We start from the raw sequence: 25,253 nt of genomic DNA, 5'->3' as shown, positions 1-25,253 counted from the left end.
GTTGATTCAAGGATCTCAAGGATCCACCCTCCCGGACTCGCGCTCCGGGAGAACCCCTCTATGGGTCTTTGAGTTTCTTAGTTAGAGAGATAAGAGGTCATCACACTAGGGGCTGTGGGAACTGTGGACAACCGGCGTCCTGGCTGGTCAGCGGCCCTATTTTCATCCACTGGGGATGTGGGTGAAGCCTGGGGAGAACTCTCGCGCCTGGGGATGGAGATTCTTCGCCCACAGGCCGTCCCCAGATCTTGGTGCCTTCATCCACGGCCAACCGGGGGTTATCCACGAGGTTTCCACAGGTTGTCCACGGGGTAAAAGGGGCGCTTTTGGAGCCCCAGATCGACTGTTCACAGTCCGTCCACACGTTGTCCACTGGTAGTCCCCAAGTTCTCCCCAGGATGTCCCCAGCACTGTCCCCAGCCAATGTGGACGGATTTTTCCCGGCATTGTGGGGCGAACGTCGGCCGTCTTTTCGCGTTTGCGCTGGTCCACAGTGTTTTCCACAGGCTGTGTATGACTTCAAGATCCACGCTGTGTCTGCTTGATCCGCATTGTCAGCTCGTTGACCTGGTTGTACATCGACCTGCGCTCCGCGATGAGCGACCGGATCTTGCGCTCGGCGTGCATGACGGTGGTGTGGTCGCGGCCGCCGAACTGCTGGCCGATCTTGGGCAGCGACAGCTCGGTCAGCTCGCGCGCCAGATACATGGCGATCTGCCGGGCGTTGACGAGCGCCCGGCTGCGCGAGGTGCCGCAGAGGTCGTCGATGCTGATGCCGAAGTATTGGGCGGTCTCGCTCATGATGGCCGCGATCGTGATCTCGGTGTCGGACTCCGAGGTGATCAGGTCCTTGAGCACCACCTCGGCCAGCTGCAGGTCGACGCCCTGCCGGTTGAGGCTGGCGAACGCGGTCACCCTGATCAGCGCGCCCTCGAGCTCGCGGATGTTGGTGGAGATGCGGCTGGCGATGTATTCGAGCACCTCGGGCGGCGCGGCCAGGCCCTCCTGGATGGCCTTCTTCCTGAGGATGGCGATGCGGGTCTCCAGCTCCGGCGGCTGGACGTCGGTGATCAGGCCCCACTCGAACCGGTTGCGCAGCCGGTCCTCCAGCGTGATGAGCTGCTTGGGCGCCCGGTCGCTGGAGATGACGATCTGCTTGTTGGCGTTGTGCAGCGTGTTGAAGGTGTGGAAGAACTCCTCCTGCGTCTGCTCCTTGCCCTCCAGGAACTGGATGTCGTCCACGAGCAGGATGTCGATCGCCCGGTAGCGGCCGCGGAACCCGTCGGCCTTGTGGTCGCGGATGCTGTTGATGAAGTCGTTGGTGAACTCCTCGGAGCTCACGTATCTGACCCGCGCGCCGTCGTACAGGCTTTGGGCGTAGTGCCCGATCGCGTGCAGCAGGTGCGTCTTCCCCAGCCCCGAGTCTCCATAGATGAAGAGAGGGTTGTACGCCTTCGCCGGCGACTCGGCCACGGCCACGGCCGCCGCATGGGCGAACCGGTTGCTGGCACCGATGACGAATGTCTCAAATGTGTACTTTTGATTGAGCCTGGCCGGTTCGCTGGGCTTGTTGCTCTTCGCCTCCCACCGGTTCGGCGCCGGTTCCGGCGCCTTCTCCACAGGCGGTGTGTACGGCTGCGCCTGTTCAAAAGAGAAGCCCGGCTGTGGATATTCGGTGGATATCTGGGGTGGCTCCGGCTGTGGAGAATAGAACTGCGGCGGCTCCGAAGCCTGGTTGTGCTGCGGTTGCACCGGCTGTGCATAACGCAGCTGACTCTCCACACCTTGGGGATAACTCTGAGTCACAGGCTGTTGATGGGGGTCAATGGCCGGCTGCTCGGGGGCCGTCGTGTCGATCATCACGGCCAGCCGCATGGTCCGGCCAAGCTCCTGCGACAGCGCGTGCGCGACCAGCGGGCGCAGTTTGCCCTCGATGAGGTCCTTGAGGAAGTCGTTGGGGACGCCGAGCACGATCGTGTCGTTGGCCAGCGCGATCGGACGCACCATCGACAGCCAGGTGCGCTGCTGGATCGGCACGTTCTCGTTGAGGAAGTTGCCCAGGGCCCTCGCCCATACCGTGCCGAGGTCGACACCGTTCATGGTGCGGCTCCCCCTCCTTCCTCTCGCGGCCCCCCGCGATCGTTTATCCACATGGCACGGCCGCCCACGATGCTCGGCGACCCCTTCGTCCACACGTGGCGGCCGGGCTTCCCGCCCACGCCCTCCACAGGAGATCCACAAGCTGTCCACAGGGGTTGAGCGGGCCCGAAAGGGCCGACAGTATCTATGTGCACAGCTGTGTTCAAGACGTTGTCCACAGCCTAGTGGCACGAGGGTGCACATACTGTGGACGTGGGGCCACCGGTGGAAAAGTGGCCTGTGGAATAGTGGATGACCCGTCCGGTTTGACCTGGGCGGTGCTTGGCCCGTAACGTACGACGGTCGGCTTGTCACGCGACGGCTATTTCGCGTGCCCTCGCTTCTTTGGCAGGCCACCCATGTGTGTTAGGCGCCCCTGCGGCGCACCATCAAGCCTGGAGCCCACCCGTGAGCAAGCGTACTTTCCAGCCGAACAACCGTCGCCGCGCGAAGACCCACGGCTTCCGGCTGCGGATGCGCACCCGGGCCGGTCGCGCCATCCTCGCCTCTCGTCGCCGTAAGGGCCGCGAGAAGCTGTCGGCCTGATCGCCCTGCGCGACAACAGCCCGCCGGCGGTTCACGCCGGCGGGCGTTAGACGTATACGGTGCTGTCCCGTCAATCCCGCATGCGACGCGGGGAGGAGTTCGAGGCGGCGGTCAGGCGCGGCAAGCGCGCCGGTCGCCCGACTCTCGTGGTGCATTTCACCATTTCCGGGGAAGACCAACCTCTGGTGGGTTTCGTGGTGAGCAAGGCCGTCGGTGGCGCCGTGACCCGGAACAAGGTCAAACGACGGCTCCGACACCTGATGCGGGACCGTCTCGACCGGCTGCCGCGAGGTAGCCTGCTTGTGGTACGCGCCAACCCACCGGCCGCGTCCGCGCGATTCGAGCAACTGGCCGCCGAACTCGACGTCGCGCTGGATCGTTTGCTCAGGCGGCGCGAGTCCTCGACGGGTGGACAAATATGACGGAGCAACCGCTAGGGGTGGCACCGAGCATCGCTGCTCGGGTGCTCATCATCCCCATCCGGTTCTATCGGGCGTTCATCAGCCCGCTGCTCGGTCCACGCTGCCGGTTCTATCCGTCGTGTAGTGCTTACGGACTCGAGGCGATTGCCGTACATGGAGCATTGCGCGGCACATGGCTGACTGTCCGGCGCATCGGGCGGTGCCACCCATTCCATCCCGGAGGTATAGACCCGGTGCCCCCACGCCCGGTCCGGTCCCACGAAACGCAAGGGAGATAGCTCGGTGGAGCTGTCCTGGCTGAGCTGGCTGTACCAAGCCGTAGCCCAAGTCATCATCTGGATCCATACTGCATACAGCACGGTCCTCAACCCGGACAGCGGGCTGACCTGGGCGTTGACGATCATCACGCTTACCGTGTTCATGCGGATCCTGATCTTCCCGCTCTTCCTGAAGCAGATGCGCTCGTCGCGGAAGATGCAGGAGCTCGCCCCCAAGGTTCAGGAACTGCGTAAGCGCTACAAGAACGACAAGCAGCGCATGAACCAGGAGGTCATGGCGCTCTACCAGGGCGCGGGCGCCAACCCGCTCGGCGGCTGCCTCCCTGTCGTCGCCCAGTTCCCCATCTTCATCTCCATGTTCACTGTGCTGCAGAACATGGCCAACGGTCACGCCAAGTACGGCATGACCAAGGAGCTGGTCGACAGCGCCCGGTCCGCGCACATCTTCGGCGCGCCGCTGCCCGCCAACTTCTTCATGTCCTCCGCGGACATCGCGGGCTTCGACGCGGGCGTCGTACAGACCAAGGTGGTCCTGGCGATCTTCGTCGCGGTCAGCTCGCTGACCACGTTCCTCACCGTTCGGCAGAGCGTCACCCGCTCCATCGCCCAGATGCCGGACAACCCCATGGCGCAACAGCAGAAGATCCTGATGTACATCTCGCCGCTGTTCGCGTTCTTCAGCCTGAACTTCCCGCTCGGTCTGATCCTGTACTGGGTCACCACCAACGTGTGGACGCTCGGTCAGCAGCACTGGTTCTACAGCCGGCACCCGATGCCGCAGTACGACGCCAAGGGCAACGTGATCCCGGTTGAGGAGAAGCCCGGTCTGCTCGCGAAACTTCGCAAGACCACTCCGGAAGAACAGGCCCCTCCGCCCCCTCCGGAGCCTAAGATCATCAGGCAGCAGCCGAGCAGGCAGTCCCGCAGCAAGCGCACCGGCAGCAAGAAGTCTTGAACACGAAGGAGAGGCCGGCCATGACCGAGGCCGAGCAGGAGAAGGCTCCTGATCTCACTGCGCTGGAGCAGGAGGGCGAGATCGCTGCCGACTACGTCGAGGGCCTTCTCGACATCGCCGACATCGACGGCGACATCGACATGGACGTCGAGGGCGACCGCGCGCTGGTCTCCGTCGTGGGGCTCAAGGGCACTGAGCTGGTCGGGCCCGCGGGAGAGGTCCTGGAGGCGCTGCAGGAGCTGACCCGTCTGGCCGTGCACCGGCAGACGGGGGAGCGTTCGCGGCTGATGCTCGACGTGGCCGGTTACCGCGAGCGCCGGCGGGCGGAGCTGACCAAGCTCGGCACCGAGATCGCCAGCCAGGTCAAGGAGCGGGGGGAGCCGAAGTCGCTGCACCCGATGACCCCGTTCGAGCGCAAGATCGTCCACGACGCGGTGGCCGCCGCCGGGCTCCGGAGCGAGTCCGAGGGCGAGGAGCCGCAGCGGTACGTCGTGGTGATGCCGGCCTGAGGGCCGGTGGTTCGCCTCGTCGACTGAGGGCGTGGTGGCTCCACTCGATGCCCGCCACCTGTCTTCGATCCGGCCGTCTGCCCGCCGTCGCGCGGGGTAGACGGCCGTTTCGCATTTGTAGGCCTTCGTCCCCATGCAAGGCGCTTTCTGTGCTCATGCTCTCTTAAATGCTGACATGTCGTTGTTAACGCTCCCGCGCGGAGCCGTGCGGACGGCGCGCTCACCGGCCACCTTTACCCCGGCCCGCTAGTCTTCCCTTGTGATCTCACCCTTAGCCTTGGGTAGAGACCGGACTCGAATCCTTAGACCTGTCCCTGAATCATCGAAGCCGGGCGACGATCCCGTGCCGACACGCCGATCAAAGGGCCACCAGCCCCAGAAAGGGCCACCGACCAGTGAGCGATCAGCTTCCGGAGCCGCCGGACATAGCGCGGGACGTCTTCGCGGGGGAGGCTTGGAATCGTGCCCACGCGTTCGCCGAGCTGCTGGCGGGCCCCGGTGTCGTCCGCGGGCTGCTGGGTCCGCGGGAGGTGCCGCGGATCTGGGATCGCCATCTGCTCAACTGCGCGGTCGTGGCCGAGGTCGTGCCGCCGGACGTACAGCTGGTGGACATCGGCTCCGGTGCCGGGCTGCCCGGGTTGGTCCTGGCCATCGTCCGGCAGGACATCAGGGTGACGCTGCTGGAGCCGTTGCTGCGCCGTACCGTGTTCCTGGAGGAATGCGTCGAGGCGCTCAAGCTGGACAACGTCGAGGTGTTGCGCGGCCGGGCCGAGGAGCTGGCGGGCAAACGTGAGTTCGACGTCGCCAGCGCTCGTGCGGTGGCGCCACTCGACCGCCTCCTGACCTGGGCCATGCCGCTGCTCCGTGAGGGCGGCGAGCTGATCGCCATGAAGGGGGAGCGGGCCGCCGGCGAGCTCGCCGAGGCGGAGGCGCAATTGCGGGCCAGCGGAGCCCGAACGGCCGAGCTTGTGACCGTCGGGCACGGTAAGGTCGAGCCGCCTGCAACATTGGTTCGGGTGGTAGCGGGTCGCGCGCCGGAGCGAGATAGGCGGCGACGAAGGAGGTGACGGTTATGCCAGTCGCGTCAAGCGGTCTTGGCTGGCCGGACAGCCGTCCGTCTGAGAGTCCAACCGGGGTTGGCTGGCCCGAAATGGGCGTGTCGCGACAGCAAATTCCCGGCACCGGCACACCACTGGTTGAAAGGATGGCCATCGTGACCCAGACCCCCCTGAACCCCGGTGATTCGCCGTTGGTACGAGAGGCGCTCAGCTCAGTGGTTTCACGTGAAACATCTGCAACCCAGACGGCCGCCCAGCCCGGCGAGACAGCTGGCGACGGAGACGGCACCTGGCCGCGCCCGTCCAAGACGAGAGTGATCGCGGTGGCCAACCAGAAGGGTGGCGTGGGCAAGACGACCACCTCGGTCAACATCGCCGCCGCCCTGTCCATGCATGGCGAGCGCGTCCTTGTGGTGGACCTCGACCCGCAGGGCAACGCCTCCACGGCTCTGGCCACGGAGCACCGTGGCGACGTTCCAGATGTGTACCAGGTGCTTGTTGACGACCTGCCCATGGCGGACATCGTCAAGCAGGTGCCGGAAATGCCGAACCTCTATTGCGCGCCTGCCACGATCGACCTGGCGGGTGCCGAGATCGAGCTGGTCTCCTTGGTCGCCAGAGAGGCCCGCCTCCGGCGCGCGCTGGCGGCGTACGAAGCGATGGACTTCGACTACATCATCATCGACTGCCCGCCCTCCCTCGGCCTCCTGACCGTCAACGCTTTGGTCGCCGCGGACGAGGTCATGATCCCGATCCAGTGCGAGTACTACGCCCTGGAGGGCCTCGGCCAGCTCCTCAGGAACGTGGATCTGATCAAGGCCCACCTCAACCCGACGCTGCGGCTCTCGACCATCGTCCTGACGATGTACGACGGCCGTACCCGGTTGGCTTCGCAGGTGGCGGACGAGGTGCGGGCGCACTTCGGGGACACGGTGCTCAACACGGTGATCCCGCGCAGCGTCCGGCTGTCGGAGGCGCCGAGCTATGGGCAGTCGGTGATGACGTACGATCCGGGGTCCAGCGGGGCGATGGCGTACATGGACGCGGCCCGCGAGATCGCCCACCGCGCCATGGTCGCCTGACCTTTCTGCGGGGATCCTTCTCTGAGCCGATCTTGTCACTTCTCCCTCTGGGCAGGCCGCACGGCGGCTTCGGCGACGGCCTGAACGCTTCGGCCGTCGAGCCTGCCTCAGGCCTTCTCTCGGTCCGGTCTCGGTCGGTGGCCGGGACGCGGGGTGTCGTGCGGGCATGCCCGAGGGGTTGGCTCAGAGGGGTTGGGCTCGGCGACGGCGATGAGGTGTGGCGGGGGAGCAAGGCGAGGCTAGTCGGGCGTGTACGGAGGACTGGGCGCCCTGGCCGGCACGCCCACGACGGGCGGCGGTCTCACGTGACCTGCCTGACGCTTGCGACGGGGCGGGGGAGTACGGCGGTCTGGCCGACCCGTAACTGGTGAGGCCGGGCGGCGCCGGAGCTGGACGCCTGCCGCGGGGGCGTCGTGAGGTGCTGTCTGCCACGCGTGACGGATGGTGTGAATCGCAGGGGCACGACGAACCGAGCCGGAGCGATACCGGGCTGCGCTGGGTGGTGACGGGTAGAGCGTCGTCGAGTGAGCTTGCGTGCTCGCGGTGTCGATGGTGGTGCTGATGGTGGTGACCATGGAGGCGCGTAGCGGTCATTGTCGTTGGCAGGGGCCTTGCGAGGCCGGGGTCAGGCTGCGCGACGGCACAAGGGCAGTGCGTCGATCATCCAGGACTTGTGCTGACATGCGCACGGCCGGCAGCCCAGCAACGTCAGCCGGGCTACTCTCATCCGGCCGTTCCCCTCCAACTTCCGCCTCCGTTCAGTTGCCCCATCCGGCCGCTCCTGCGCGGCTGTGTCTTGCGGCTCTCCCTGCTCGGCCACTCCCGCGCGGCTGTAGCCGTTCCGACTGCCCCTGCCCCGCTGCCCCTACCCGGCTGCCCTTGCCCGGCTGCTCCCGTCCGGCCGCTTCCGCGCGGTTGCCGCGCCCCCGCCGCGTTTGGCTGGCTGCGTTTGTCTGGACGGGGGCATCCGACCGTGATCCGCCGGACGGTCGGAGCGGGCACGTACCGCCCCAGCCGGCCGTCGACTGGTCGGGTGGCTGGCAGTGGGCGGGGCGGTGCATCGCCGGGTGCGGCGTGTGCAGTCGGCGGATGAAAGGGGAACCGGAGCGCGGTCACAGCCTGGCAGCCACGAACCGGCCCCTCGCACGACAGAACCGAGCCGGGATGGGGGCGAGCAGGCTGGGCCGGTGCGTTGGAACAAGGGGCGGCGGCCCGTCCCGGGAGATGGTGGGGCGGTAGGAGAGGGGAGATGGCGCGTCGGCCCGAGCGGACTGAGCGTCCTGCCACACCCACCGTCCTGCCACACCCACCGCCCTGCCACACCCACCGCCCTGCCACACCCACCGTCCTAACGCCTCACTGTCCTAGCAATCCCGCCGTCCTGACGCCCCGCCGTCCTGACGCCCCCGCCGTCCTGACGCCTCGACACTGGCCCACCATCAGCGCACCATCCCACCAGTGCCGACCACTCCAATCGCCTCACACCCACCATTCTCGGGCGCCGCACCGTCCGCTCAGGCCAACCCAACCTTCGTAGGTCGGCCCAAAGGTGGATGGTGGGAGTTGCGGAGCGGGGGGTGGTTTTGGGGCATGGCTGGGTCGAGGGCGGGGCATCTTGGGGCTCAGTCACGAGTTGGGCAGATTTGTGACCGTGTCGGTGTAAATCCAACGGGACGGTGTGTGGCGAGAAGACGCCTCGTCGGGTCTGCGACGGTAACCTCTCCTGGAGTGACCGGAATCGACCGGGTGGATGAGGAGACGCAGTGAGTCAGCAGCGGCGGGGATTGGGCAAAGGACTCGGGGCGCTCATCCCGACCGGTCCTATCGTTGACGACACGGGGGCGGTGCCGTCTCCGGCTAACGGTTCAACGGGGGAGACTGGTCCGAAGCCGATTGCGGGTGCGTACTTCAAGGAGGTTGCTCTAGCAGCGATCGTCCCCAATCCGCGCCAGCCGCGTCAGGTCTTCGATGAGGAGCGCCTCAAGGAGTTGGCGGCATCCATCGAAGAGGTCGGTCTTCTGCAGCCGATCGTGGTCCGGTCTGTGGGTGGCGGGCAGTATGAGCTGATCATGGGGGAGCGGCGTTGGCGGGCGTGCCAGCGGGTTGGCTTGGATCCGGTTCCCGCGATCGTCCGCAACACCCAGGACACTGACCTTCTCCGGGACGCGCTTATCGAGAACCTTCAGCGCGAGCAGCTGAACGCTCTTGAAGAAGCGGCGGCGTATCAGCAGCTTCTTGACGACTTTCAGGCAACCCACGATCAGCTTGCCAAGAAGGTCGGTCGCTCTCGCTCCCACATCACCAACACTCTCCGCCTTCTGAACCTCCCCCCTGAAGTCCAGCGCAAGGTTGCCGCACAGGTCATCAGCGCCGGCCACGCCCGGGCGCTCCTGGGGCTCAACAGCCCGGAAGAGCAGATCAAGCTCGCCAAGCGGATCGTGGCGGAGCTTCTCTCGGTCCGGGCGGTGGAGGAGATCGTTGCCATGGGCAGTGCCGAGGCGGCTCAGAAGGCGCCTCGTGAGCGCCAGACGGCCAAGCCCACGGCGCCGGGCCTCACCCATCTCGCCGACCGCCTCTCGGATCACTTCGAGACCAAGGTCAAGGTGGATCTGGGGCGGAGGAAGGGCCGCATCGTCGTGGAGTTCGCCACGATTGACGACCTTGAGCGCATCATCGGCACCATGGCACCGGAAGCAGTTCGAGCGATGCGGGAAACCGAGGACTGATTGACCGGTGTGGGGTGAGTCGATGGGTGGGTGGGTTGGCGGGCTGACGAAGCGGGCGGCTGATGCGGCGGTTGATGTGGTGATGGGTGGGTGCGCTGATGGGACTGGCGGGCGGGCTGGTTAGCTAGTGGGCTGGGGTCGGCTTTCCGTTGTTTCACGTGAAACACGCCGCCAAGTCGCCCCGGCCCGAGTGTCGCCGTGGATGAGGGTTCTTCGTCAGTGGTTGTTGGGTTGGTTGCCCTGTTGTTGTCTGGCGACGCTTCCCCGCGTTACCGGTCGATGAGTTCTGGGGCCAAGCATCTCGGCGGATGGCAACGTCTCACCGGGAGCCGCGTCTCTTGTCTGCAGCTGCACCCCCTCACCGGGCGTCGCGGATCTCGCCGAGCGTCGCGTCCCGGTCGGGGCGTCGCGTCCCGGTGGGTACCGCGTTCTGGTCGAGTGCCGCGTTTCGGTCGGGTGCCGCGTCTCCGACCGGGAACGGCGTAGCTCGGCAGTTGTTATGCCTTGCCGAGGGACGTGGGTTGAGGTGCTTTGGCTTACGGCTCACCCCCACCGGATGATGGCCGAACGCAATGGACTTTCGGATGCCACGGCTCTCCCGGTGGATCAATCCCTCACGGCGGACGCCGTAACTCGCCGGGGATGCGAGGTATGGCGCGAGCGAGTTGCGAGTTGCGCGGGAGCTCGGCTCGCTGGCGGGCGGGCGCATCTGCTGACTCGCGCGTGCCGGGTCCCTCTCGTGGGATCTGCTGGGTGCCTTCGCTGTAGAGCTGGACGGCTGTGCGCCACCTTCTCGGCCTGATGAGGTGGAGGCGTTTCACGTGAAACATGCGGAGTGGCCGGGCGCGTGGAGGGCGACGAAGTTCGCGGTCGCTGGGCCGGGTCGGGGCGTTGTTGGTGTGCCAACGGAAGTGGTGGCCGCGGTGGGAGAGCGGCCCTTGGAAGGCGGCGTGTTTCACGTGAAACAGCGGGGTTGGTGGGCGGCGGAGAGGGTGGCTGGGTTACACGGCGACGGCCTTGCGGATGTCGTCGAGGAAGTCGTCCACGTGTTCCGGGGTCGTGTCGAAGGCGGTCATCCAGCGAACCGTGCCGGCGGCCTCGTCCCAGTAGTGGAACAGGTAACGCTGTCTGAGCGTCTCGGCGACGGCGGGCGGGAGGGTCGCGAAGACGGCGTTGGACTCGACCGGGTACGCCAGCGAGACGCCAGGGATGTCCGCCAGTCCATCGGCGAGGCGTACGGCCATCTGGTTGGCGTGCTGCGCGTTGCGGCGCCACAGGTCGTTCGTCAGGAGAGCGGAGAGTTGGGACGAGATGAAGCGCATCTTCGAGGCGAGTTGAAGAGACTGGCGGCGCAGGAACGGCACGGCGTGTGCGAGCGACGAATCGAGAACCACCACGGCCTCGGCGGCCAGGGCGCCGTTCTTGGTGCCGCCGAAACTGAACACGTCCACCCCGGCGTCCGTGGTGATCGCCCTCAGGTCGCACTCAAGGTAGGCGGCGGCGTTGGCGAGCCGGGCGCCGTCGACGTGGAGGCGTAGGCCCGACTCGTGTGCTGCTTCGGCGAGGGCGGCGATCTCGGCGGGGGAGTAGCAGGTGCCGAGTTCCGTGGCTTGGGAGATGGAGACGACCGTCGGCTGCACTTCGTGGGGGTTGCCGATCCCGCCCAGGCGTGACGTGATGTCGGCGGGGCGGAGCTTGCCGTCGTGGGTCGCGACCGTCATGAGTTTCACCCCGAGGAGACGCTCCGCCGCGCCGGCCTCGTGGGTGGCGATGTGGGCGCTGTCGGCACAGATGATGGCGTCGTAGCGGCCGAGCATCAGGGCCAGACCGACCATGTTGGCGCCTGCGCCGTTGAGGACCGCGAAACCGTCCGCGCCTGGGCCGAACGTCTCCTTGATCTTGGCTTCGAACGCCGACGTCCAACTGTCATCGCCGTAGGCCGGCGCGTCTCCGTGGTTCGCCGCGGCCATGGCTTCGAGGATCGCCGGGTGTACGCCTGCGTGGTTGTCGCTGGCGAAGCTCTTGGGGTACATCGAATCGATCAGCACACGGTAAGGCTACTTACAGAGGTGTGGCTTGCACCTCTGCGGCTGCCGGTCCTGGCAGGTGCCTCCTGCCCTGGTGACCGACCGGTGCTGGTGGGTTGGCGTAGCGGTGGGAGACGACGGGGGATGGGTGGCAGTCGCCGGTGTGGGAGAGGTGGCGGCGGAGTTGGATGCGGCGCCGTGCGGAGCTTTGGTGGCGGCCGAAGGGGGTGTGGGGGAGAGGCATCGGGCGGTGGCGGGGTTGGGCTGCGGGGAATCGGTGGTGACGGAAATTGGGTGGTGGTGGGTAGCGAGGTCGCGGGGGTCGCGAGATGGAAGCGGCGGGCAAGCGCAAGTCAGTCTGGTCGCTGGCGGAAGGCTTTGGTGGGGGGTTGGGGCCGGTGGGTTAGGGCGCAGATGGCAGTGTGGATTGGAGCGGCGGATGGGGCGGTGGCTTACGACGGCAGAGGGGGCCGGTGGCTTGTGGCGGTGGCGCGAGGTGGCGGCGGGGGGATGAGTCGCAGAATTGGAGACGCAGGGGAGGCGGGTAGGCGAGCTGAGGTCGGCGGAAGGCGGGGGCGGCGGAGGCGGAACGCTCGGAGCGGTGGGAAGCTCGGGTTGGGTGGCTGGGGTGGTGGGCGGTGGGAAGGCTCGGGTTGGGCGGCTGGGGAGCAGTGGGCGGTGGACGGTGGGCGGTGGGTTGTTCGCGGTGGCTGCTTGCGTGGTGTTGCCCTAGCTCTGCGACCCGAGTGTTGGATCCGCGCGTTGGGGTGTGGCGCGTGCCGAAAATGGCGCCGTGTACCGCGGGCGCGGGCCCGCGTCAGAGCCGAGGGTCAGGAGGTGGTGTGGGTGCGGGTGGCGGCGATCTGGAGGAGGGTACGGCAGAGCTCGCCCAGATCCCGGCCGGCGGCTTCGGCGGCCATCGGCAGGAGGGAGGTCTCCGTCATGCCGGGCGCCACGTTGACCTCCAGGAAATGCGGCACCCCGTCACCGTCGACGATCAGGTCCGTACGGGAGATGTCCCGCAGGCCGAGAGCGGTGTGGGCGGTTACCGCGGTCTCCGCGCAGGCGGCCGCGGCCTGGGCCGAGAGGCGGGCGGGGGCGAAGAACTCCGTGTGGCCGGCGGTGTAGCGGGCCGCGTAGTCGTAGACGCCCTCGTCGGGGACGATCTCCACGGCGGGCAGGGCCACCGGGCCGTTCCCGAGGTCCACGACGGAGACGGCCACCTCCACGCCTTCGACGTACCGCTCGATCAGCGCCGTGTCGCCGTACGCGAAGCAGCCGACCATGGCGGCGGGCAGTTCCTCGGCCGTGCGGACGAACGAGGCGCCCAGCGCCGAGCCGCCGCGCGCCGGCTTGACGAACAGGGGGAGGCCGAGGTGCTCCACGATGCGGCCGAGGACCACCGTGGCGCCGAGATCGTGGAACGTCTCCTTCGGCAGCGTCACGGACTCGGGCGTACGCAGGCCGACCGAGCGGACGACGGCCTTGGCGGTGGGCTTGTCGAAGGCCACCCGGCAGGCGTCCGGGTCGGCCCCCACGTAGGGGACGTTGAGGAGCTCCAGGACGGAACGGATGGCGCCGTCCTCACCGGCGCCGCCGTGCAGCGTCACGAACACCGCGTCCGGCGGGTCCGCCAGGATGGAGGGGACGAGGGAGGCGTCGGTGTCGCGGGCCTCGACGTCGACGCCCGCCGCGCGCAGCACCTCACTGACTCTGCGACCCGAGCGCAGGGAAACCTCTCGCTCATAGGAGAGGCCTCCGGCCAGCACGAGCACGTGGCCCAGATCGCTCATCACATCTCCTTCGCTGATCGCACGCTGTCCAACCGTACCGGCGTCGGGGGCGAATGGTGTACGGGAGGTGCTTTCTCCGGCGATCCCAGCCCATCTCAGCCATACGGCAGAGGGATTCTTGGAGTTCACCGGGAAAGTTCGTCAGTGAAAGAGGGCCGGCGTCGTGCGGTTTGCGCGACGCCGGCCCTGAGAGGCGGTGGGTGGCTAGGCCAGGTCAGGCCCCGGCGTGTCCACGCCCTGGTGGTCGCGCGCGGTGGCCGTCCCGAACGTGTCCCTGAGCTGCATCTCCTGGTCGATCACGCCGGCCAGCCGGCGCACCCCCTCGCGGATGCGGTCGGGCTCGGGGTAGCAGTACGACAGCCGCATGTGCCGGGCCCCGCTGCCGTCGGAGAAGAACCCGGTCCCGGGCACGAACGCCACCCGCTCGGCCACGGCCCGCGGCAGGATCGCCTTCGAGTCGAGCCCTTCCGGCAGCGTCGCCCAGACGAAGAAGCCGCCCCCAGGTCGCGTCCACGTGACCTCGGGCGGCATCAGCGATTCGAGCGCGTCGAGCAACGCGTCCCGGCGCTCGCGGTAGAGCTCCCTGAACGTCTTGATCTGCTCCTGCCACGGCTGCGTGGTCAGGTATTGGCCCACGGCGAGCTGCGTGAACGAGGAGTGGGACAGCACCGCGGACTCCATGGCCAGCACGAGCTTGTCGCGGATGGCGTGCGGCGCCAGCGCCCAGCCGACGCGGAAGCCGGGGGCGAGCGTCTTGGAGAACGAGCCCAGGTAGACCACGCCGTCGGGGTTGTCGGCCCGCAGAGCGCGCATGGGCTCCCCGTCGAAACCGAGCAGCCCGTACGGATTGTCCTCGATGATCAGGATCCCGGCCCGCTGGCAGATGTCGAGCACCTGCTGCCGGCGGGCGATGTTCAGCGTGACGCCGCCGGGGTTGTGGAAGGTCGGGATCGTGTAGAGGAACTTGATGGGCGCGCCCGCCGTCTCCAGGGCATAGATCGTCTGCGCCAGAGATTCGGGCACGATGCCCTGATCGTCCATGGCGACATGTACGACTTTGGCCTGGTAAGCGGAGAACGTCCCCAGGGCCCCCACGTACGAGGGCCCCTCGGCCAGCACCACGTCGCCCGGGTCGATGAAGATCCGGGTGATCAGGTCGAGGGCCTGCTGCGAACCGACGGTGACGACCACGTCGTTCGCCCCGGCGTGAATCCCCTCAAGCCGCATGACCTCGCAGATCTGCTCCCGCAGATGCGGATCACCTTGGCCGGAGCCGTACTGCAGCGCGACCGGGCCGCGCCGCGTGACGAGGTCGGAGACCAGCTCGCCGACCATGTCGAGGGGAAGAGCCGTGACGTACGGCATGCCGCCGGCGAGCGAGACCACCTCGGGCCTCGACGCGACGGCGAAGAGAGCTCGGATCTCGGAGGCGACCATCCCGGTAGCTCGCGCGGCGTACCGATCGACGTATGCGTCGATGCGCGACCCTTGGGTCGCGGGTGTCTGACCGTGATCCAGCTCTTCCGTCACGGCCCACCTCCTAGGTGTCATATCGGACTGAAATACCAGATTACGCCAGACGGACATGTCGCACGTGACCGGGCTCGACCGTCGTGGTGTCCGCTGGCGGCATCTTCACTGAGCTACGATGCCACCTGTAGACGCGGTTTTCGCGCGCTTTTCCGGGTCAACGATAGGGGCCGTAGTTGTCGCGCCGGCTGGTCAACATAACCCTGGACAATCTTGAAGATCTACCCCGCCGCTGCCGTAGGTGTGTGTTCTGGGAGCTCGATCCTATGAGCGGCGAACGCGCGGTGGAGTCGGGCGATCCCACGCTGGAGAAGGAAGCCTGGCTCTCCGGCACGCTGCTGGAGTGGGGGAGCTGCGGGAAAATCGCCTACGTCGACGGGGTGCCGGCGGGGTTCGTCCTCTACAGCCCGCCGCTGTACACGCCGCGTTCCGTGGCATTTCCCACCTCCCCGGTCAGCGCCGACGCGGTGCTGTTGATGACGGCGCACATCATTCCCGAGTTCTCGGGTGGCGGGCTCGGGCGGATGCTGATCCAGGGAGTGGCCAAAGACCTCACGCGGCGCGGGGTGAAAGCCATTGAAGCTTTTGGGGACCTCAAGTGGGAAGAGCCTAGTTGCGTAGTACCAGCGGAATACTTGCTTTCTGTGGGGTTTAAGACCGTTCGTCCGCATTTGCGATTTCCGCGGCTCCGGCTGGAACTCAAGAGCGCCGTCTCATGGCGCGAGGACGTCGAGGTGGCCTTGGAGCGGCTCCTGGGGTCCATGAGCCCGGAACGCGCCCTACGTCCCGTCTGAGAGCCGCTCAGAGCCGCACGGACCAAGATCCTGGCCGGGGGAGCGCTGCCACCGGCCAGGAACCGGCTCAGAGCCAGGTGGTCCCCAGCCAGACGGCCGCGCCCGCGGCGGCCAGCAGAACGATGTTCAGCCCGATCAGCCGGGCCTCCCCGCGGGAGAGGTGCAGGGCGATGCCGCCGACCTGGATCAGGAAGAGGCCGATCGCCGCGGCGACGGCCAGCCAGGGCGCGATCCCGGTGAGCGGCGGCAGGATGAGACCGATGGCGCCGAGGAGTTCCAGCACGCCGATGGTCCGGACGAGCGGCATGGGAACGCGGTCGACCCAGCCCATCATCGGCTGGAGCCGTTCCTTGCTCTGGACGACCTTCTTGCCTCCGGCGTAGAGGTACATCACCGCCAGAAGCGCGGCAACGATCCAGTAAGCGACGTTCATGTGGGCTCCGAGGTAGTTGGTTACCGTTCGTAAGTTGCCTCATGATGCGTCACTATTGAGAGCCTTACAAAAGGCACACGCGTGTGCGTCAGGCACAAGGGGCTGTCATGTCGCAGTACGAGCACACCTGCATGATCCGCGGAGACGGCGGCCGGACGATCCGCACGATCCTCGACCGGATCTGCGACAAGTGGACCCTGCTGGTCGTGGCGACGCTCGACGAGGAGCGGCTGCGGTTCACCGACCTGCATCGGCAGATCCCCGGGATCTCCCAGCGGATGCTGACGCTGACGCTGCGGAACCTGGAGCGCGACGGCCTGGTCTCCCGCACGGCATACGCGGAGGTTCCCCCGAGGGTCGAGTACGCGCTGACCCCCACCGGCCGGAGCCTCATCCCGCCCGCGCTGGCCCTCGCCAGCTGGGCCATCGACCACATCTCGGACATCGAGGCCAGCAGAACCGCCTACGAGACCCGGACCGGATGACCTCATGAAAGACGCGAAGAGGCCCCGGCCACAATGGGCCGGGGCCTCTTCGCATGTGAGGACCTACGGGTCGAAGCGCGCCCGAAAAGAGATCACCGTTAGATGATGCCCTCGAGCTCGCGCAGCAGCATGGCCTTCGGCTTGGCACCGATGATCTGCTTCACGACCTCGCCGCCCTTGTAGACGTTCATCGTCGGGATCTGCAGCACACCGTACTGGCGCGGGACCTCGGGGTTCTCGTCGATGTTCAGCTTGACGATCTCCAGCTTGTCGCCGTGCTCGTTGGCGATCTCCTGCAGGATGGGCGAGACCTGACGGCACGGGCCGCACCACTCGGCCCAGAAGTCGACCAGCACGGGCTTGTCGCTCTTGAGGACCTCGGACTCGAAAGTGGCGTCAGTGACAGCCTTCACGGTGCGCTCCTTTACTTCTCGTTGTTGGCGAGCCAGCGCTCGGAGTCGAGCGAGGCCGCACAGCCGGTGCCGGCCGCGGTGATGGCCTGGCGGTAGGTGTGGTCCACGACGTCACCCGCGGCGAACACGCCGTCGATGTTGGTCGCCGTGGTCGGGGCGGCCACCTTGATGTAGCCGTCCTCGTCGAGGTCGATCTGGCCCTTGACCAGCTCCGTACGGGGATCGTGGCCGATCGCCAGGAACAGCGCGTCGGTCGCCAGCTCGCACTCCTCGCCGGTCTTGACGTTGCGCAGCTTCACGGCCTCGACCTTGGTGTCACCGAGCACGTCGACGACCTCGGAGTCCCACACGAAGCGGATCTTGTCGTTCGCCAGGGCCCGGTCCTGCATGATCTTGCTGGCCCGCAGCGTGTCGCGGCGGTGCACCACCGTCACCATGCGCCCGAACCTGGTCAGGAACGTGGCCTCCTCCATCGCGGTGTCGCCGCCGCCGACGACCACGATGTCCTTGTTGCGGAAGAAGAACCCGTCACAGGTCGCACACCAGGACACCCCGTGACCGGACAGCCGCTTCTCGTTGTCCAGGCCGAGCTCGCGGTAGCCGGAGCCCATGGCCAGGATGACCGACTTGGCGTAGTAGGTCTCGGAGTGGGTCTTGACGACCTTGGGGTTGGCGTTGAGGTCGACCTCGATGACGTCGTCCGCCACCAGCTCGGCACCGAACCGCTCGGCCTGCTTGCGCAGGTTGTCCATGAGGTCGGGGCCCATGATCCCGTCGGGGAACCCCGGGAAGTTCTCCACGTCGGTGGTGTTCATGAGTGCCCCGCCGGCTGTGACGGAGCCCTCGAAGACCAGCGGCTGGAGCTCGGCGCGCGCGGAGTAGACGGCCGCGGTGTAGCCAGCTGGGCCGGACCCAATGATGATCACGTTACGAACGTCGCTCAACGCTCCACGCCTTCCTCGTCTGCTGTTGCACCGGCGTCAACAGATCCTAGGCCGCCGTGATTCCCAGCCCTACCCAGCAACGCTCAACCGACGCCGAGACAAAACGAAAGAGCCCGCCGAAGCGGGCTCTGACGTGGGCTTTCGTTACCAGCGGCCCAGGGTGGGCTTACGCAGGTTCTTGCAGTTGAACGGATCGACGATGTCGATGCGGACCCTCTTGGCGGCCTGCTGCTTCCAGGAGGCGACGATGAGCGCCTCCTGCCCGTTGTACTGCCCCTGGTCCACCGCGAACACGTCGAGCTTGGACCGGTTGGAGACCGCGGTGACGCACTTGGCGACCTGGTCGGCGTCGCCGGAGCCGCCCTGGATGGCGGGCGCGGGAGCCAGGTAGCTCCCCAGCGGCTGCCGCAGCTCCGGGTCGCTGTAGTTGTGGCCGCTGTCCGTCAGCGCGTACGCCCTGGCCTTCAGCGGCGACTTGGCCGGCTCGGACGACTGCGGCTGGGCGACCGGTGGCGCCACGCTCGTGCTGCCGCCGTCACCACCGCTGGCCAGCAGCAGGTTGGCGGAGGCCACGGCCGTGCCGACCACGACGGCTGCCGCCGCGGCCGCGACCGCGGGCATCGCCCACCGGCGTCGCCGCGATGTACGGCTCCTGGCCGGGACGATGGTGCCGTCGTCGGAGACCACGCCCAGGCGCACCGGCTCGTGGACCTCGTCGGAGCCGAGCCGCGCGGGCTCGGGAACCGACCGCTCCCACGGGGCGTCCCGCATGAGCTCATCCCAGTCCGGTGTTTCCGCGAGGCCGACACCCCCGCCCCGCCTGGACTCCGCCTCGGCGGCCAGGGCCTTGTCGATGCGCAGTGCGACACCCATCGGCATTGCCGGAGTGGGGGTCGCTGCCAGCACCTCGCGAACCGCCGCCAGGTCGGCCAGCCGCTCCCCACAGGGGTCGCAGACCGCGAGATGCTCGCGGACCTGGCGCGCCGTGTCGACGTCCAAGAGGTCCTCGGCCAACTCGGCGAGGATCTCAAGATCGTAGTGCGTATCACCCGTCACGAAGTTCTGCTCCCTTCGCGGATGAGACGCGGTTGAGGTCCGTTCGGTTCCGCAGATGCGAAAGAATTGGGGCAAGTTTCGCGCGCCCTCGGGCGCACCGGCTCTTCACCGTGCCGCTCGGCACCTGGAGCACCTGAGCTGCGTCTTCGACTGAATAGCCCATCATGTCCACCAGTACCAACGCTGCCCGCTGGTCGGGGGGCAGCAGCTTGAGAGCAGCCGAAACCTCCATCGAGACCTCGCGCTCGACGGTCTGGTCCGGCAGCGGGGTCTCGCGTTCCGCGGCCTCGATGAGCTCGTCGTCGGCGACCGGGCGGACCGATTTGCGGCGCATCCTGTCGAGGCAGGCGTTGACCACGATCCGGTGCAGCCAGGTGGTTACGGCCGCCTCGCCGCGAAACGTGGCGGCCTTGCGGTATGCGGAGACGAAGGCGTCCTGCACGGCGTCGGCGGCCTCGTCGGGGTCACCGAGCGTACGCAGGGCGACCGCCCACATGCGGTCGCGGTGTCTCTTGACGATTTCGCTGAAGGCGTGTGGATCCCCGTTGATATGCGCGGTGAGCAGCTCGGCGTCTGTGACCGCCGGCCGCTCCGCTGCTGAGGGTGTCTCGGGTGGGGAGTTCACAAGAGAGATTCCTGATTATGCCGATCCGGGAGAGTGCACCACTACCTCATAGATGGTGCCATGAAAAGTGCCTGCATCCGTCGGAACACGCGTAAACCAGATCAAAACGTACTGACCGCTGGTCGCCTGTTCAGGCGTGAGAGTGGTCTTACCTGCGGCGTTCTTCTTGGTCGCCACGGTCTTCAGCGCGCTGAGCTCGGGGGAATCGCCGACCTTGAGCTCGACGGTCGCGCCCTGGGCTTCCGACAGCGTAGCCACCACATCGCTGATCTGCATGGACTTGCCCATGTCGACCAGCAGACCTACACCGTCCTTGAGGCGGCCCAGGTCGGCGCTGGTGTAGGTCTCGGTCTTCCACAGTGTGCTGGGCTTGCCGTCGATGGCCAGCTTCGCCATGTCTGACTTCTCGTCGCCATCGCCGAGCGGGTCGAAGCCCTGGGCCTTGTCCGGCTTGACGGACTCCGCGGCGGCCGAGGACGACGCGGAGGACGTGGGGCTGGCGCTGGCCGTCTGGGAGGCGGTCGGGCTGCCCAGGCTGCGGCCGATCGTCCAGGCGCCGACGCCGACGGCGGCGATGACCAGCAGCACCACGAGGGTCATGAGCACCCGGTTGAGCGTGCTGCCGCCACCGCCGTTGGAGACCCGGCGCGGCGGCAAGGGCGGCCGCGGGGGAGAGGAGGACTTCTGCCGGTGGGCGATGTCCAGGCCCTCGGTGTGGGAGGCGGAGGCCACCGCGGGGGTCGAGGGGTAGGAGATCGGGATCGGCATGGGCCTGGCCACGTCGGCCAGCGCCTCGGCGACGTCTGACGGGCTGGCCAGCGCGCTCTGCCCACGGCGGGACTCGGGCAGGCAGGCCCGCACGGTGACCGTGTCGAGATAGCTGGGGACGCCGGCGGTGACCTGCCGGGGCGAGCAGAAGTGGCCGTCGATCATGGGAGCGGCGGGCAGGCCGCCCTCTTCCTCGTCGCCCGGCCAGTGACCGGTGAGCCCGGCGTACAGCAGCCGCCCCAGCCCTTCGGCGTCGTCGAGGGCCGGCTGGTCGGTGGTGAGGCCGTACATCGCCGCGTCCACGGCGACGCCGAGCACCTTGACCGTGTTGCCGGTCGTCCACACCAGGTGGGAGGGGCGCAGGCACAGGTGGTAGAGGTTGGCCTCGTGGGCGTGCGTGAGCGCCTCGGCGGCCTCGGCGACGAGGCCGGCGGCACGCTCGGGCTCCAGCGGGCCCGAGCTCAGCAGGTCGGTCAGCGACTCGCCGGTGACCCACTCGCTGACGACGTAGGAGGCTTTGTCGTCCTCGGCTGCGTCGAAGACCTGGGTCAGGCGCGGGTCGGTCAGCCTGCTCGCCGCACGGGCGGCCGTGACGACCTCGTGGACGCGCGGGAAGTCGGGTCCGAAAGTGTGCACCGCCACGGGGCGGGCAAGGATCTCGTCGATGGCTTTCCACAACGTGGCGCCGTCGGACTCGCTGACGCGGTCCTCGAGCCTGAAGCGCTCGGCGAGACGGGTGCCGGGTTCCACGGCCGACGTGCTGCTCACTGGCTCACTCCGCTAGGCCGATCGGGCGTGTTCATGACTCGTCTCACCTGCGTGGTGTCCCACGAAGGCACGCTATGCCGGGTGGATCCGCCCACGCCCCTCCTGCTTCCATTCGCGCGTGTCGGGCTCCATGGTAGTGCCGAGTAGATTCCGCCCGCGTTCTTTACCGACCTACCCGCCTCGCGACCATCCCAACGATCGAGTTGACCTCCGGGATGCGCATTCTGTGGGCTACGCCGAGATAGAGCAACATCCCCAGCCCGCCGCCGATCGCCAGCACGATGATCGAGTTGAGGAAACCGAGCCCGCCGAACACCCCGGTGACCACCCAGACCGCCGCCAGCGCCAGCACCGCCGTGGGCAGTGACGCGATGTACATCCTGGTCAGCGCCATGCCGACGGTCCAGCCGCCCAGCCCCTGGACGCGGCGGCTGGCCAGCCACCAGGCCAGGACCGCGCCGAGCGCGTACGCGATCGCGTACGCCAGGGCCAGCCCCATCACCGCGTACCGGGCCGGCAGCGCCACGTAGAACAGCACCATCAGCATCGCGTTGACCGCCGTCGTGCCCGCCCCGATGAACACCGGGGTGCGGGTGTCGCCGAAGCTGTAGAACACCCGGAGCAGGAGCTGGAACACCGCGAACGGCACCAGCGCCAGCCCGTAGACCTGCAGCACGTTGCCGATGTAGACGGCGTCGGCCACGCTGTTGGCGCCGTGGCCGTAGATCGGCACGGTGATCGCCGGCCCGAGCACCATCAGCAGCAGCGACACGGGCACCATCAGCGAGCAGACGAGCCGGACGCTGGACCCGAACTCGCCGCGCACGTCCCCGAACCGCCCTTCGGCGATCGCCCGGCTCATCCGCGGCAGCATGGCGGTGATCACCGAGACGCCGATGACGCCGTACGGGAGCTGGAAAAGCTGGAACGCCAGCGTGTACGGGCTGATGCCGTGCCCATCGACCACGTTGCCCGCCGAGCTGGCCAGGTTGGTCGTCAGCACGAAGCCGAGCTGCGTGACCACCACGTAGCCGATCGTCCAGACGCCGGCCTTGGCCATCTCGCCCAGCCGCGCGTTGCGCAGGTCGAACCGGGGCACGAAGGAGAACCCGGCCCGCCTGAGCGCCAGGATCAGCACCACCGCCTGGGCCACGATGCCGGCCGTGGTGCCCAGGCCGAGCAGCGCCAGGTCGCCGTCGGTCACCTTGTCGATGTCGCCGCCCGTGCCGATCACGGCGTAGATCACGAACACCACGATGACGACCAGGTTGTTGACCACCGGGGCCCACATGGGGGCGCCGTAGCGGTCGCGGGTGTTGAGGATGGCGCCGGCCACCGCGCCCACGCCGAAGAAGGCGAGCTGCGGCAGGATGAACCGGGCCAGCGTGACCGCGACCTCGAACCTCCTGCTGCCCGCGTCCCAGTCGGTGTAGAGGTCGATCAGCAGCGGGGCGACCAGCGCGGCGGCCGCCGCGACCACGACCAGCGCGACCGTGGAGATCGTCAGCAGCCGCTGCTCGTAGGCCCGGCCGCCGTCCTCGTCGTGCTGCTGGGCGCGCACGATCATCGGCACCACGACGCTGCTCAGCACGCCCAGGAGCAGCAGGTCGAGGATGCTGTAGGGGATCGCGTAGGCCGCGTTGTAGGCGTCGCCCAGCGCCGCCGTGCCGATGGCGTAGGCGAGCACCATCGTCCGCACGAACCCCGTGACCCTGGACACCATGGTGCCCGCCGCCATGATGGCGCTGGCCCGAAGCATGCGGCTCATACGGTCTCACTCTCCCGGTTCCTGGCGGCCCGCGCGACCTTCCGCTCCGACCTGCGCCGCAGCAGCCGCGTGACCACGGCGGCGAGCATCACGGTCAGTGCCGCGCCCACGATCACCAGCGCGATGCCGGTGTAGCCGGTCGTGCGGATGGTCAGCCGCTGCGGCTCGCCGTACGGCTGGCCGTCGGCGGTCTGCAACTGCACGGTCACCGTCGCGTCGCCGCTGATGGAGGCGTTCATCGGCACCTGGACGGTGCCGCTCTGCCCGCCGCCGATCGGCAGCGGCTCCTCCTGCACGAAGTCGACCTGCAGCAGGTCGGGGTTGTTGGACTTGACGTCGATGTAGAGCTCGACGGAGGTGCTCAGCGAGTTCTTCACGCTGATGGGCACCACTCCGTTGCTCCCCGCCAGCGTGCGTGGCCGGTCGGGGCCGGTGATCTGGATCGCGGCGGTCCTGGCGTTGACGGCCGCGCTGACCGTCTTGGTCAGCGCGCGGCCCGCGCGCGTGCTGTTGCGCCAGGCCGAGGAGGTCAGCCGCAGCACCGCCGCGTCGAAGGCGGACTTCGTCTTCACCTCCTTGATCAGCGCGGTGAGCTGCGCCTTCGACCAGGCGTCCTTGACCGGCGCCAGATATTTGCGGGTCAGCTCCTCGCCGCGGTTCTGCTCGGTGTAGGCCAGGCCGGCGCGCGGGACGGACGCCTTGCTCGGCTTGATGGACTCCAGCGTGGTGAGCTGCAGCCACGGCAGTCGGGTGGCGGCCTTCAGCAGGGCGGTGACGAGCGCCGGGTTGGGGTCCCAGCGCCGCGAGGGGGCGACGACCAGCGACCGCGGCCTGGTCTGGCCGGGCTCGGTGGCGATCATCGCGGTCTCGGCGATGAAGCGCTGCGTGCTGAGCAGCACCGACGTGCTGGAGGCCGGCTCGAACAGGCGGCTCAGCTCGGCGTCGGCGACCAGGGCGGTGACGGGGCCGGTCACCGAGTCGAGCCGCGCGGCGGCGTCGGGCGTGGTGGTGACGGGCTGCTGCGGCGGCAGGTTGGTGGAGTTGAGCAGGACGGTGTCGACCTTGCTGACCGAGAGCAGGTCGAGCGCGTCGGCGTCGATCACGCCCGCGGCCGGCCAGTTGACGTTGGTCTTCGCTTTGTCGCTGAGCAGCGCCTTGGCGGTCTGCCCGCCCAGCTCGATCGCCCGGCTGGTCTGCGTGTCCAGCCCCTGGTGGGCCAGCGCCGCGACGTCGGGGTCGGCGTACGGGACCGCGACCACGGGAGAGGAGGCCAGCGCCGTGCGCATGGTCGTCAGCCACTGCGAGGCCGCCGTGCTGGCCGGCTTGGCCTCCTCGGCGTCCTTGGTCTTGACCTTGTAGCCCTTGGTCATCATGTTGAGGTCGTCGAGCAGCGCCGGGTCGACGACCCAGGTGACGCTGCTCGGGGCGGACTGCGCGATGGTCGCCAGGTCGGCCAGGCGCCCCTTGCCGGCCAGCGACTGGCTCAGCTTGTCGTCCACGAACACGGCGTCGTCGGTGGCCCGGTGCGGCTGGTCGATGACGGGCAGCGCGACGGCCAGCTTGTTGCGCGGCGGCTTCGGCACCGTGGCCGGCGCGTACGTCAGGTAGGTGCGCTGGGTCTGCATGGACACGCCGTTGGGCGCCACGTCGACGGCGACCGGGTAGACGCCGAACGAGCGGTAGCCGAGCTGCACGGGGGTCGCGGTGAACTCCCAGCGCGCCGAGGCGCCGGGGGCCAGCGACGCGATCACCGTCGACGAGTTGGAGGAGACGCTGCGCGGCAGGGTCGCGGTGTTCTGGTCGGCCTGGTAGGCGGCCATGGCGGCGCGGTCGGTGAACGGCTGCGCGTCGTAGCGCAGGCGTACGAAGACGTTGTAGAGGGGCGAGCCCGTGTCGTTGCGGAGCGTGCCGGTGAACTTGATCACATCGGTCAGGTTCTTCGGCACCTCCGGCGTGATCGACGTGATCGCCACGGAGAGCGTCTGCCGAGCGGCGGTGCTCGCCTTCGTGGCAGCGGTGCTTGGCGCCGCCGCCACCACCGGGGCGAGCAACGCGACGGACAGCGCGGCGAGCAGCGTGGCCTTACGGATCACGCGGATGCCCGGGCTTGACTACGACGACGCACGCCCGCAAT

22 protein-coding genes are annotated in these 25,253 nt (G+C 67.9%); 10 read left to right on the top strand and 12 right to left on the bottom strand.

The genetic code is table 11. From position 1 onward, the window contains the following. Nucleotides 1–519: 519 nt before the first annotated feature. Nucleotides 520–2,100, bottom strand: a complete 1,581-nt coding sequence (gene dnaA, locus ACTWPW_RS16555) for a chromosomal replication initiator protein DnaA (protein ID WP_375110436.1) — start codon at nucleotides 2,098–2,100, stop codon at nucleotides 520–522. A gap of 447 nt (nucleotides 2,101–2,547) precedes the next feature. On the opposite strand from dnaA, the gene rpmH reads away from it, so the two are divergent. From rpmH to ACTWPW_RS16515, 8 genes are all read left to right on the top strand, one after another. Next, nucleotides 2,548–2,685, top strand: a complete 138-nt coding sequence (rpmH, locus tag ACTWPW_RS16550; RefSeq protein ID WP_020547366.1) for a 50S ribosomal protein L34 — start codon at nucleotides 2,548–2,550, stop codon at nucleotides 2,683–2,685. Between the two features lie 59 nt (nucleotides 2,686–2,744). After that, nucleotides 2,745–3,107, top strand: a complete 363-nt coding sequence (gene rnpA / locus ACTWPW_RS16545) for a ribonuclease P protein component (protein WP_364111578.1) — start codon at nucleotides 2,745–2,747, stop codon at nucleotides 3,105–3,107. Then, nucleotides 3,104–3,385 carry a membrane protein insertion efficiency factor YidD gene (yidD, locus tag ACTWPW_RS16540; protein ID WP_375110437.1) on the top strand — a complete coding sequence of 94 codons (282 nt, stop codon included), beginning with the start codon at nucleotides 3,104–3,106 and terminating at the stop codon, nucleotides 3,383–3,385. Before rnpA ends, yidD begins: the two co-directional genes overlap by 4 nt. Nucleotides 3,386–3,389: 4 nt before the next feature. After that, on the top strand, nucleotides 3,390–4,340 hold the full coding sequence (gene yidC / locus ACTWPW_RS16535) for a membrane protein insertase YidC (RefSeq protein ID WP_375110438.1): 951 nt from the start codon (nucleotides 3,390–3,392) through the stop codon (nucleotides 4,338–4,340). 20 nt (nucleotides 4,341–4,360) lie between these two features. After that, on the top strand, nucleotides 4,361–4,849 hold the full coding sequence (locus ACTWPW_RS16530; RefSeq protein ID WP_364111584.1) for a Jag family protein: 489 nt from the start codon (nucleotides 4,361–4,363) through the stop codon (nucleotides 4,847–4,849). 395 nt (nucleotides 4,850–5,244) lie between these two features. Then, nucleotides 5,245–5,916 carry a 16S rRNA (guanine(527)-N(7))-methyltransferase RsmG gene (gene rsmG, locus ACTWPW_RS16525; protein WP_375110439.1) on the top strand — a complete coding sequence of 224 codons (672 nt, stop codon included), beginning with the start codon at nucleotides 5,245–5,247 and terminating at the stop codon, nucleotides 5,914–5,916. 137 nt (nucleotides 5,917–6,053) lie between these two features. After that, nucleotides 6,054–6,989 carry a ParA family protein gene (locus ACTWPW_RS16520; protein WP_375110933.1) on the top strand — a complete coding sequence of 312 codons (936 nt, stop codon included), beginning with the start codon at nucleotides 6,054–6,056 and terminating at the stop codon, nucleotides 6,987–6,989. A gap of 1,763 nt (nucleotides 6,990–8,752) precedes the next feature. Beyond that, entirely contained in the window at nucleotides 8,753–9,715 is a 963-nt protein-coding gene (locus ACTWPW_RS16515; RefSeq protein ID WP_443169176.1) for a ParB/RepB/Spo0J family partition protein, read from the top strand. A gap of 1,001 nt (nucleotides 9,716–10,716) precedes the next feature. Here ACTWPW_RS16515 and ACTWPW_RS16510 read toward each other — a convergent pair. From ACTWPW_RS16510 to ACTWPW_RS16500, 3 genes are all read right to left on the bottom strand, one after another. Then, a complete protein-coding gene (locus ACTWPW_RS16510) occupies nucleotides 10,717–11,763 on the bottom strand; it encodes a threonine aldolase family protein (protein WP_443169175.1) in 1,047 nt (348 codons plus the stop codon). Between the two features lie 809 nt (nucleotides 11,764–12,572). Next, nucleotides 12,573–13,535 (bottom strand): D-alanine--D-alanine ligase family protein, encoded by a 963-nt coding sequence (locus ACTWPW_RS16505; RefSeq protein ID WP_443169174.1) that lies wholly within the window; start codon nucleotides 13,533–13,535, stop codon nucleotides 12,573–12,575. 204 nt (nucleotides 13,536–13,739) lie between these two features. After that, on the bottom strand, nucleotides 13,740–15,086 hold the full coding sequence (locus ACTWPW_RS16500) for an aminotransferase-like domain-containing protein (protein WP_443169173.1): 1,347 nt from the start codon (nucleotides 15,084–15,086) through the stop codon (nucleotides 13,740–13,742). 245 nt (nucleotides 15,087–15,331) lie between these two features. Between ACTWPW_RS16500 and ACTWPW_RS16495 the strand changes: the two genes are divergently transcribed. Next, on the top strand, nucleotides 15,332–15,859 hold the full coding sequence (locus ACTWPW_RS16495) for a GNAT family N-acetyltransferase (RefSeq protein ID WP_443169172.1): 528 nt from the start codon (nucleotides 15,332–15,334) through the stop codon (nucleotides 15,857–15,859). 67 nt (nucleotides 15,860–15,926) lie between these two features. Here ACTWPW_RS16495 and ACTWPW_RS16490 read toward each other — a convergent pair whose 3' ends face one another. Beyond that, nucleotides 15,927–16,292, bottom strand: a complete 366-nt coding sequence (locus ACTWPW_RS16490) for a DoxX family protein (RefSeq protein WP_375110444.1) — start codon at nucleotides 16,290–16,292, stop codon at nucleotides 15,927–15,929. Nucleotides 16,293–16,399: 107 nt separating this feature from the next. Between ACTWPW_RS16490 and ACTWPW_RS16485 the strand changes: the two genes are divergently transcribed. Then, nucleotides 16,400–16,777 (top strand): winged helix-turn-helix transcriptional regulator, encoded by a 378-nt coding sequence (locus tag ACTWPW_RS16485; protein WP_364111598.1) that lies wholly within the window; start codon nucleotides 16,400–16,402, stop codon nucleotides 16,775–16,777. A gap of 98 nt (nucleotides 16,778–16,875) precedes the next feature. Here the strand turns inward: ACTWPW_RS16485 and trxA are convergent, their stop codons facing one another. The 7 genes from trxA to ACTWPW_RS16450 all read right to left on the bottom strand — a co-directional run bounded on the left by trxA (nucleotide 16,876) and on the right by ACTWPW_RS16450 (nucleotide 25,212). Next, nucleotides 16,876–17,190 (bottom strand): thioredoxin, encoded by a 315-nt coding sequence (gene trxA / locus ACTWPW_RS16480; protein ID WP_364111600.1) that lies wholly within the window; start codon nucleotides 17,188–17,190, stop codon nucleotides 16,876–16,878. An 11-nt stretch (nucleotides 17,191–17,201) separates the two neighbouring features. Next, nucleotides 17,202–18,134, bottom strand: a complete 933-nt coding sequence (gene trxB / locus ACTWPW_RS16475) for a thioredoxin-disulfide reductase (RefSeq protein ID WP_443169171.1) — start codon at nucleotides 18,132–18,134, stop codon at nucleotides 17,202–17,204. A gap of 144 nt (nucleotides 18,135–18,278) precedes the next feature. Then, nucleotides 18,279–19,190 carry an anti-sigma factor family protein gene (locus ACTWPW_RS16470; protein ID WP_375110446.1) on the bottom strand — a complete coding sequence of 304 codons (912 nt, stop codon included), beginning with the start codon at nucleotides 19,188–19,190 and terminating at the stop codon, nucleotides 18,279–18,281. Next, a complete protein-coding gene (sigM, locus tag ACTWPW_RS16465) occupies nucleotides 19,180–19,815 on the bottom strand; it encodes an RNA polymerase sigma factor SigM (protein WP_375110447.1) in 636 nt (211 codons plus the stop codon). The genes ACTWPW_RS16470 and sigM overlap by 11 nt, the downstream gene beginning before the upstream one ends. A gap of 15 nt (nucleotides 19,816–19,830) precedes the next feature. After that, nucleotides 19,831–21,351, bottom strand: coding sequence for a protein kinase family protein (locus ACTWPW_RS16460; protein ID WP_443169170.1), 1,521 nt, complete (start codon nucleotides 21,349–21,351; stop codon nucleotides 19,831–19,833). 163 nt (nucleotides 21,352–21,514) lie between these two features. Further along, complete coding sequence (gene murJ, locus ACTWPW_RS16455; RefSeq protein WP_375110449.1) at nucleotides 21,515–23,119, bottom strand: murein biosynthesis integral membrane protein MurJ; 1,605 nt, start codon at nucleotides 23,117–23,119, stop codon at nucleotides 21,515–21,517. Beyond that, nucleotides 23,116–25,212: a DUF6049 family protein gene (locus tag ACTWPW_RS16450; protein WP_375110450.1), complete on the bottom strand. Its 2,097-nt coding sequence runs from the start codon at nucleotides 25,210–25,212 to the stop codon at nucleotides 23,116–23,118. The genes murJ and ACTWPW_RS16450 overlap by 4 nt, the downstream gene beginning before the upstream one ends. Nucleotides 25,213–25,253: the final 41 nt, after the last annotated feature.

It is taken from the genome of Nonomuraea sp. KM90, assembly GCF_052246675.1.
In the GTDB taxonomy this organism is placed as follows: domain Bacteria; phylum Actinomycetota; class Actinomycetes; order Streptosporangiales; family Streptosporangiaceae; genus Nonomuraea.
Note: the sequence above shows the minus strand (reverse complement) of the source record. Positions and strands in the feature narration are given on the sequence as shown.

Coding starts and splice junctions, on each gene's coding strand:
- dnaA (WP_375110436.1), bottom strand. CDS start 2,100: ATGAACGGTGTCGACCTCGGCACGGTATGGGCGAGGGCCCTGGGCAAC.
- yidD (WP_375110437.1), top strand. CDS start 3,104: ATGACGGAGCAACCGCTAGGGGTGGCACCGAGCATCGCTGCTCGGGTG.
- ACTWPW_RS16530 (WP_364111584.1), top strand. CDS start 4,361: ATGACCGAGGCCGAGCAGGAGAAGGCTCCTGATCTCACTGCGCTGGAG.
- ACTWPW_RS16520 (WP_375110933.1), top strand. CDS start 6,054: ATGGCCATCGTGACCCAGACCCCCCTGAACCCCGGTGATTCGCCGTTG.
- ACTWPW_RS16505 (WP_443169174.1), bottom strand. CDS start 13,535: ATGAGCGATCTGGGCCACGTGCTCGTGCTGGCCGGAGGCCTCTCCTAT.
- ACTWPW_RS16500 (WP_443169173.1), bottom strand. CDS start 15,086: ATGACACCTAGGAGGTGGGCCGTGACGGAAGAGCTGGATCACGGTCAG.
- ACTWPW_RS16495 (WP_443169172.1), top strand. CDS start 15,332: ATGAGCGGCGAACGCGCGGTGGAGTCGGGCGATCCCACGCTGGAGAAG.
- ACTWPW_RS16490 (WP_375110444.1), bottom strand. CDS start 16,292: ATGAACGTCGCTTACTGGATCGTTGCCGCGCTTCTGGCGGTGATGTAC.
- ACTWPW_RS16485 (WP_364111598.1), top strand. CDS start 16,400: ATGTCGCAGTACGAGCACACCTGCATGATCCGCGGAGACGGCGGCCGG.
- murJ (WP_375110449.1), bottom strand. CDS start 23,119: ATGAGCCGCATGCTTCGGGCCAGCGCCATCATGGCGGCGGGCACCATG.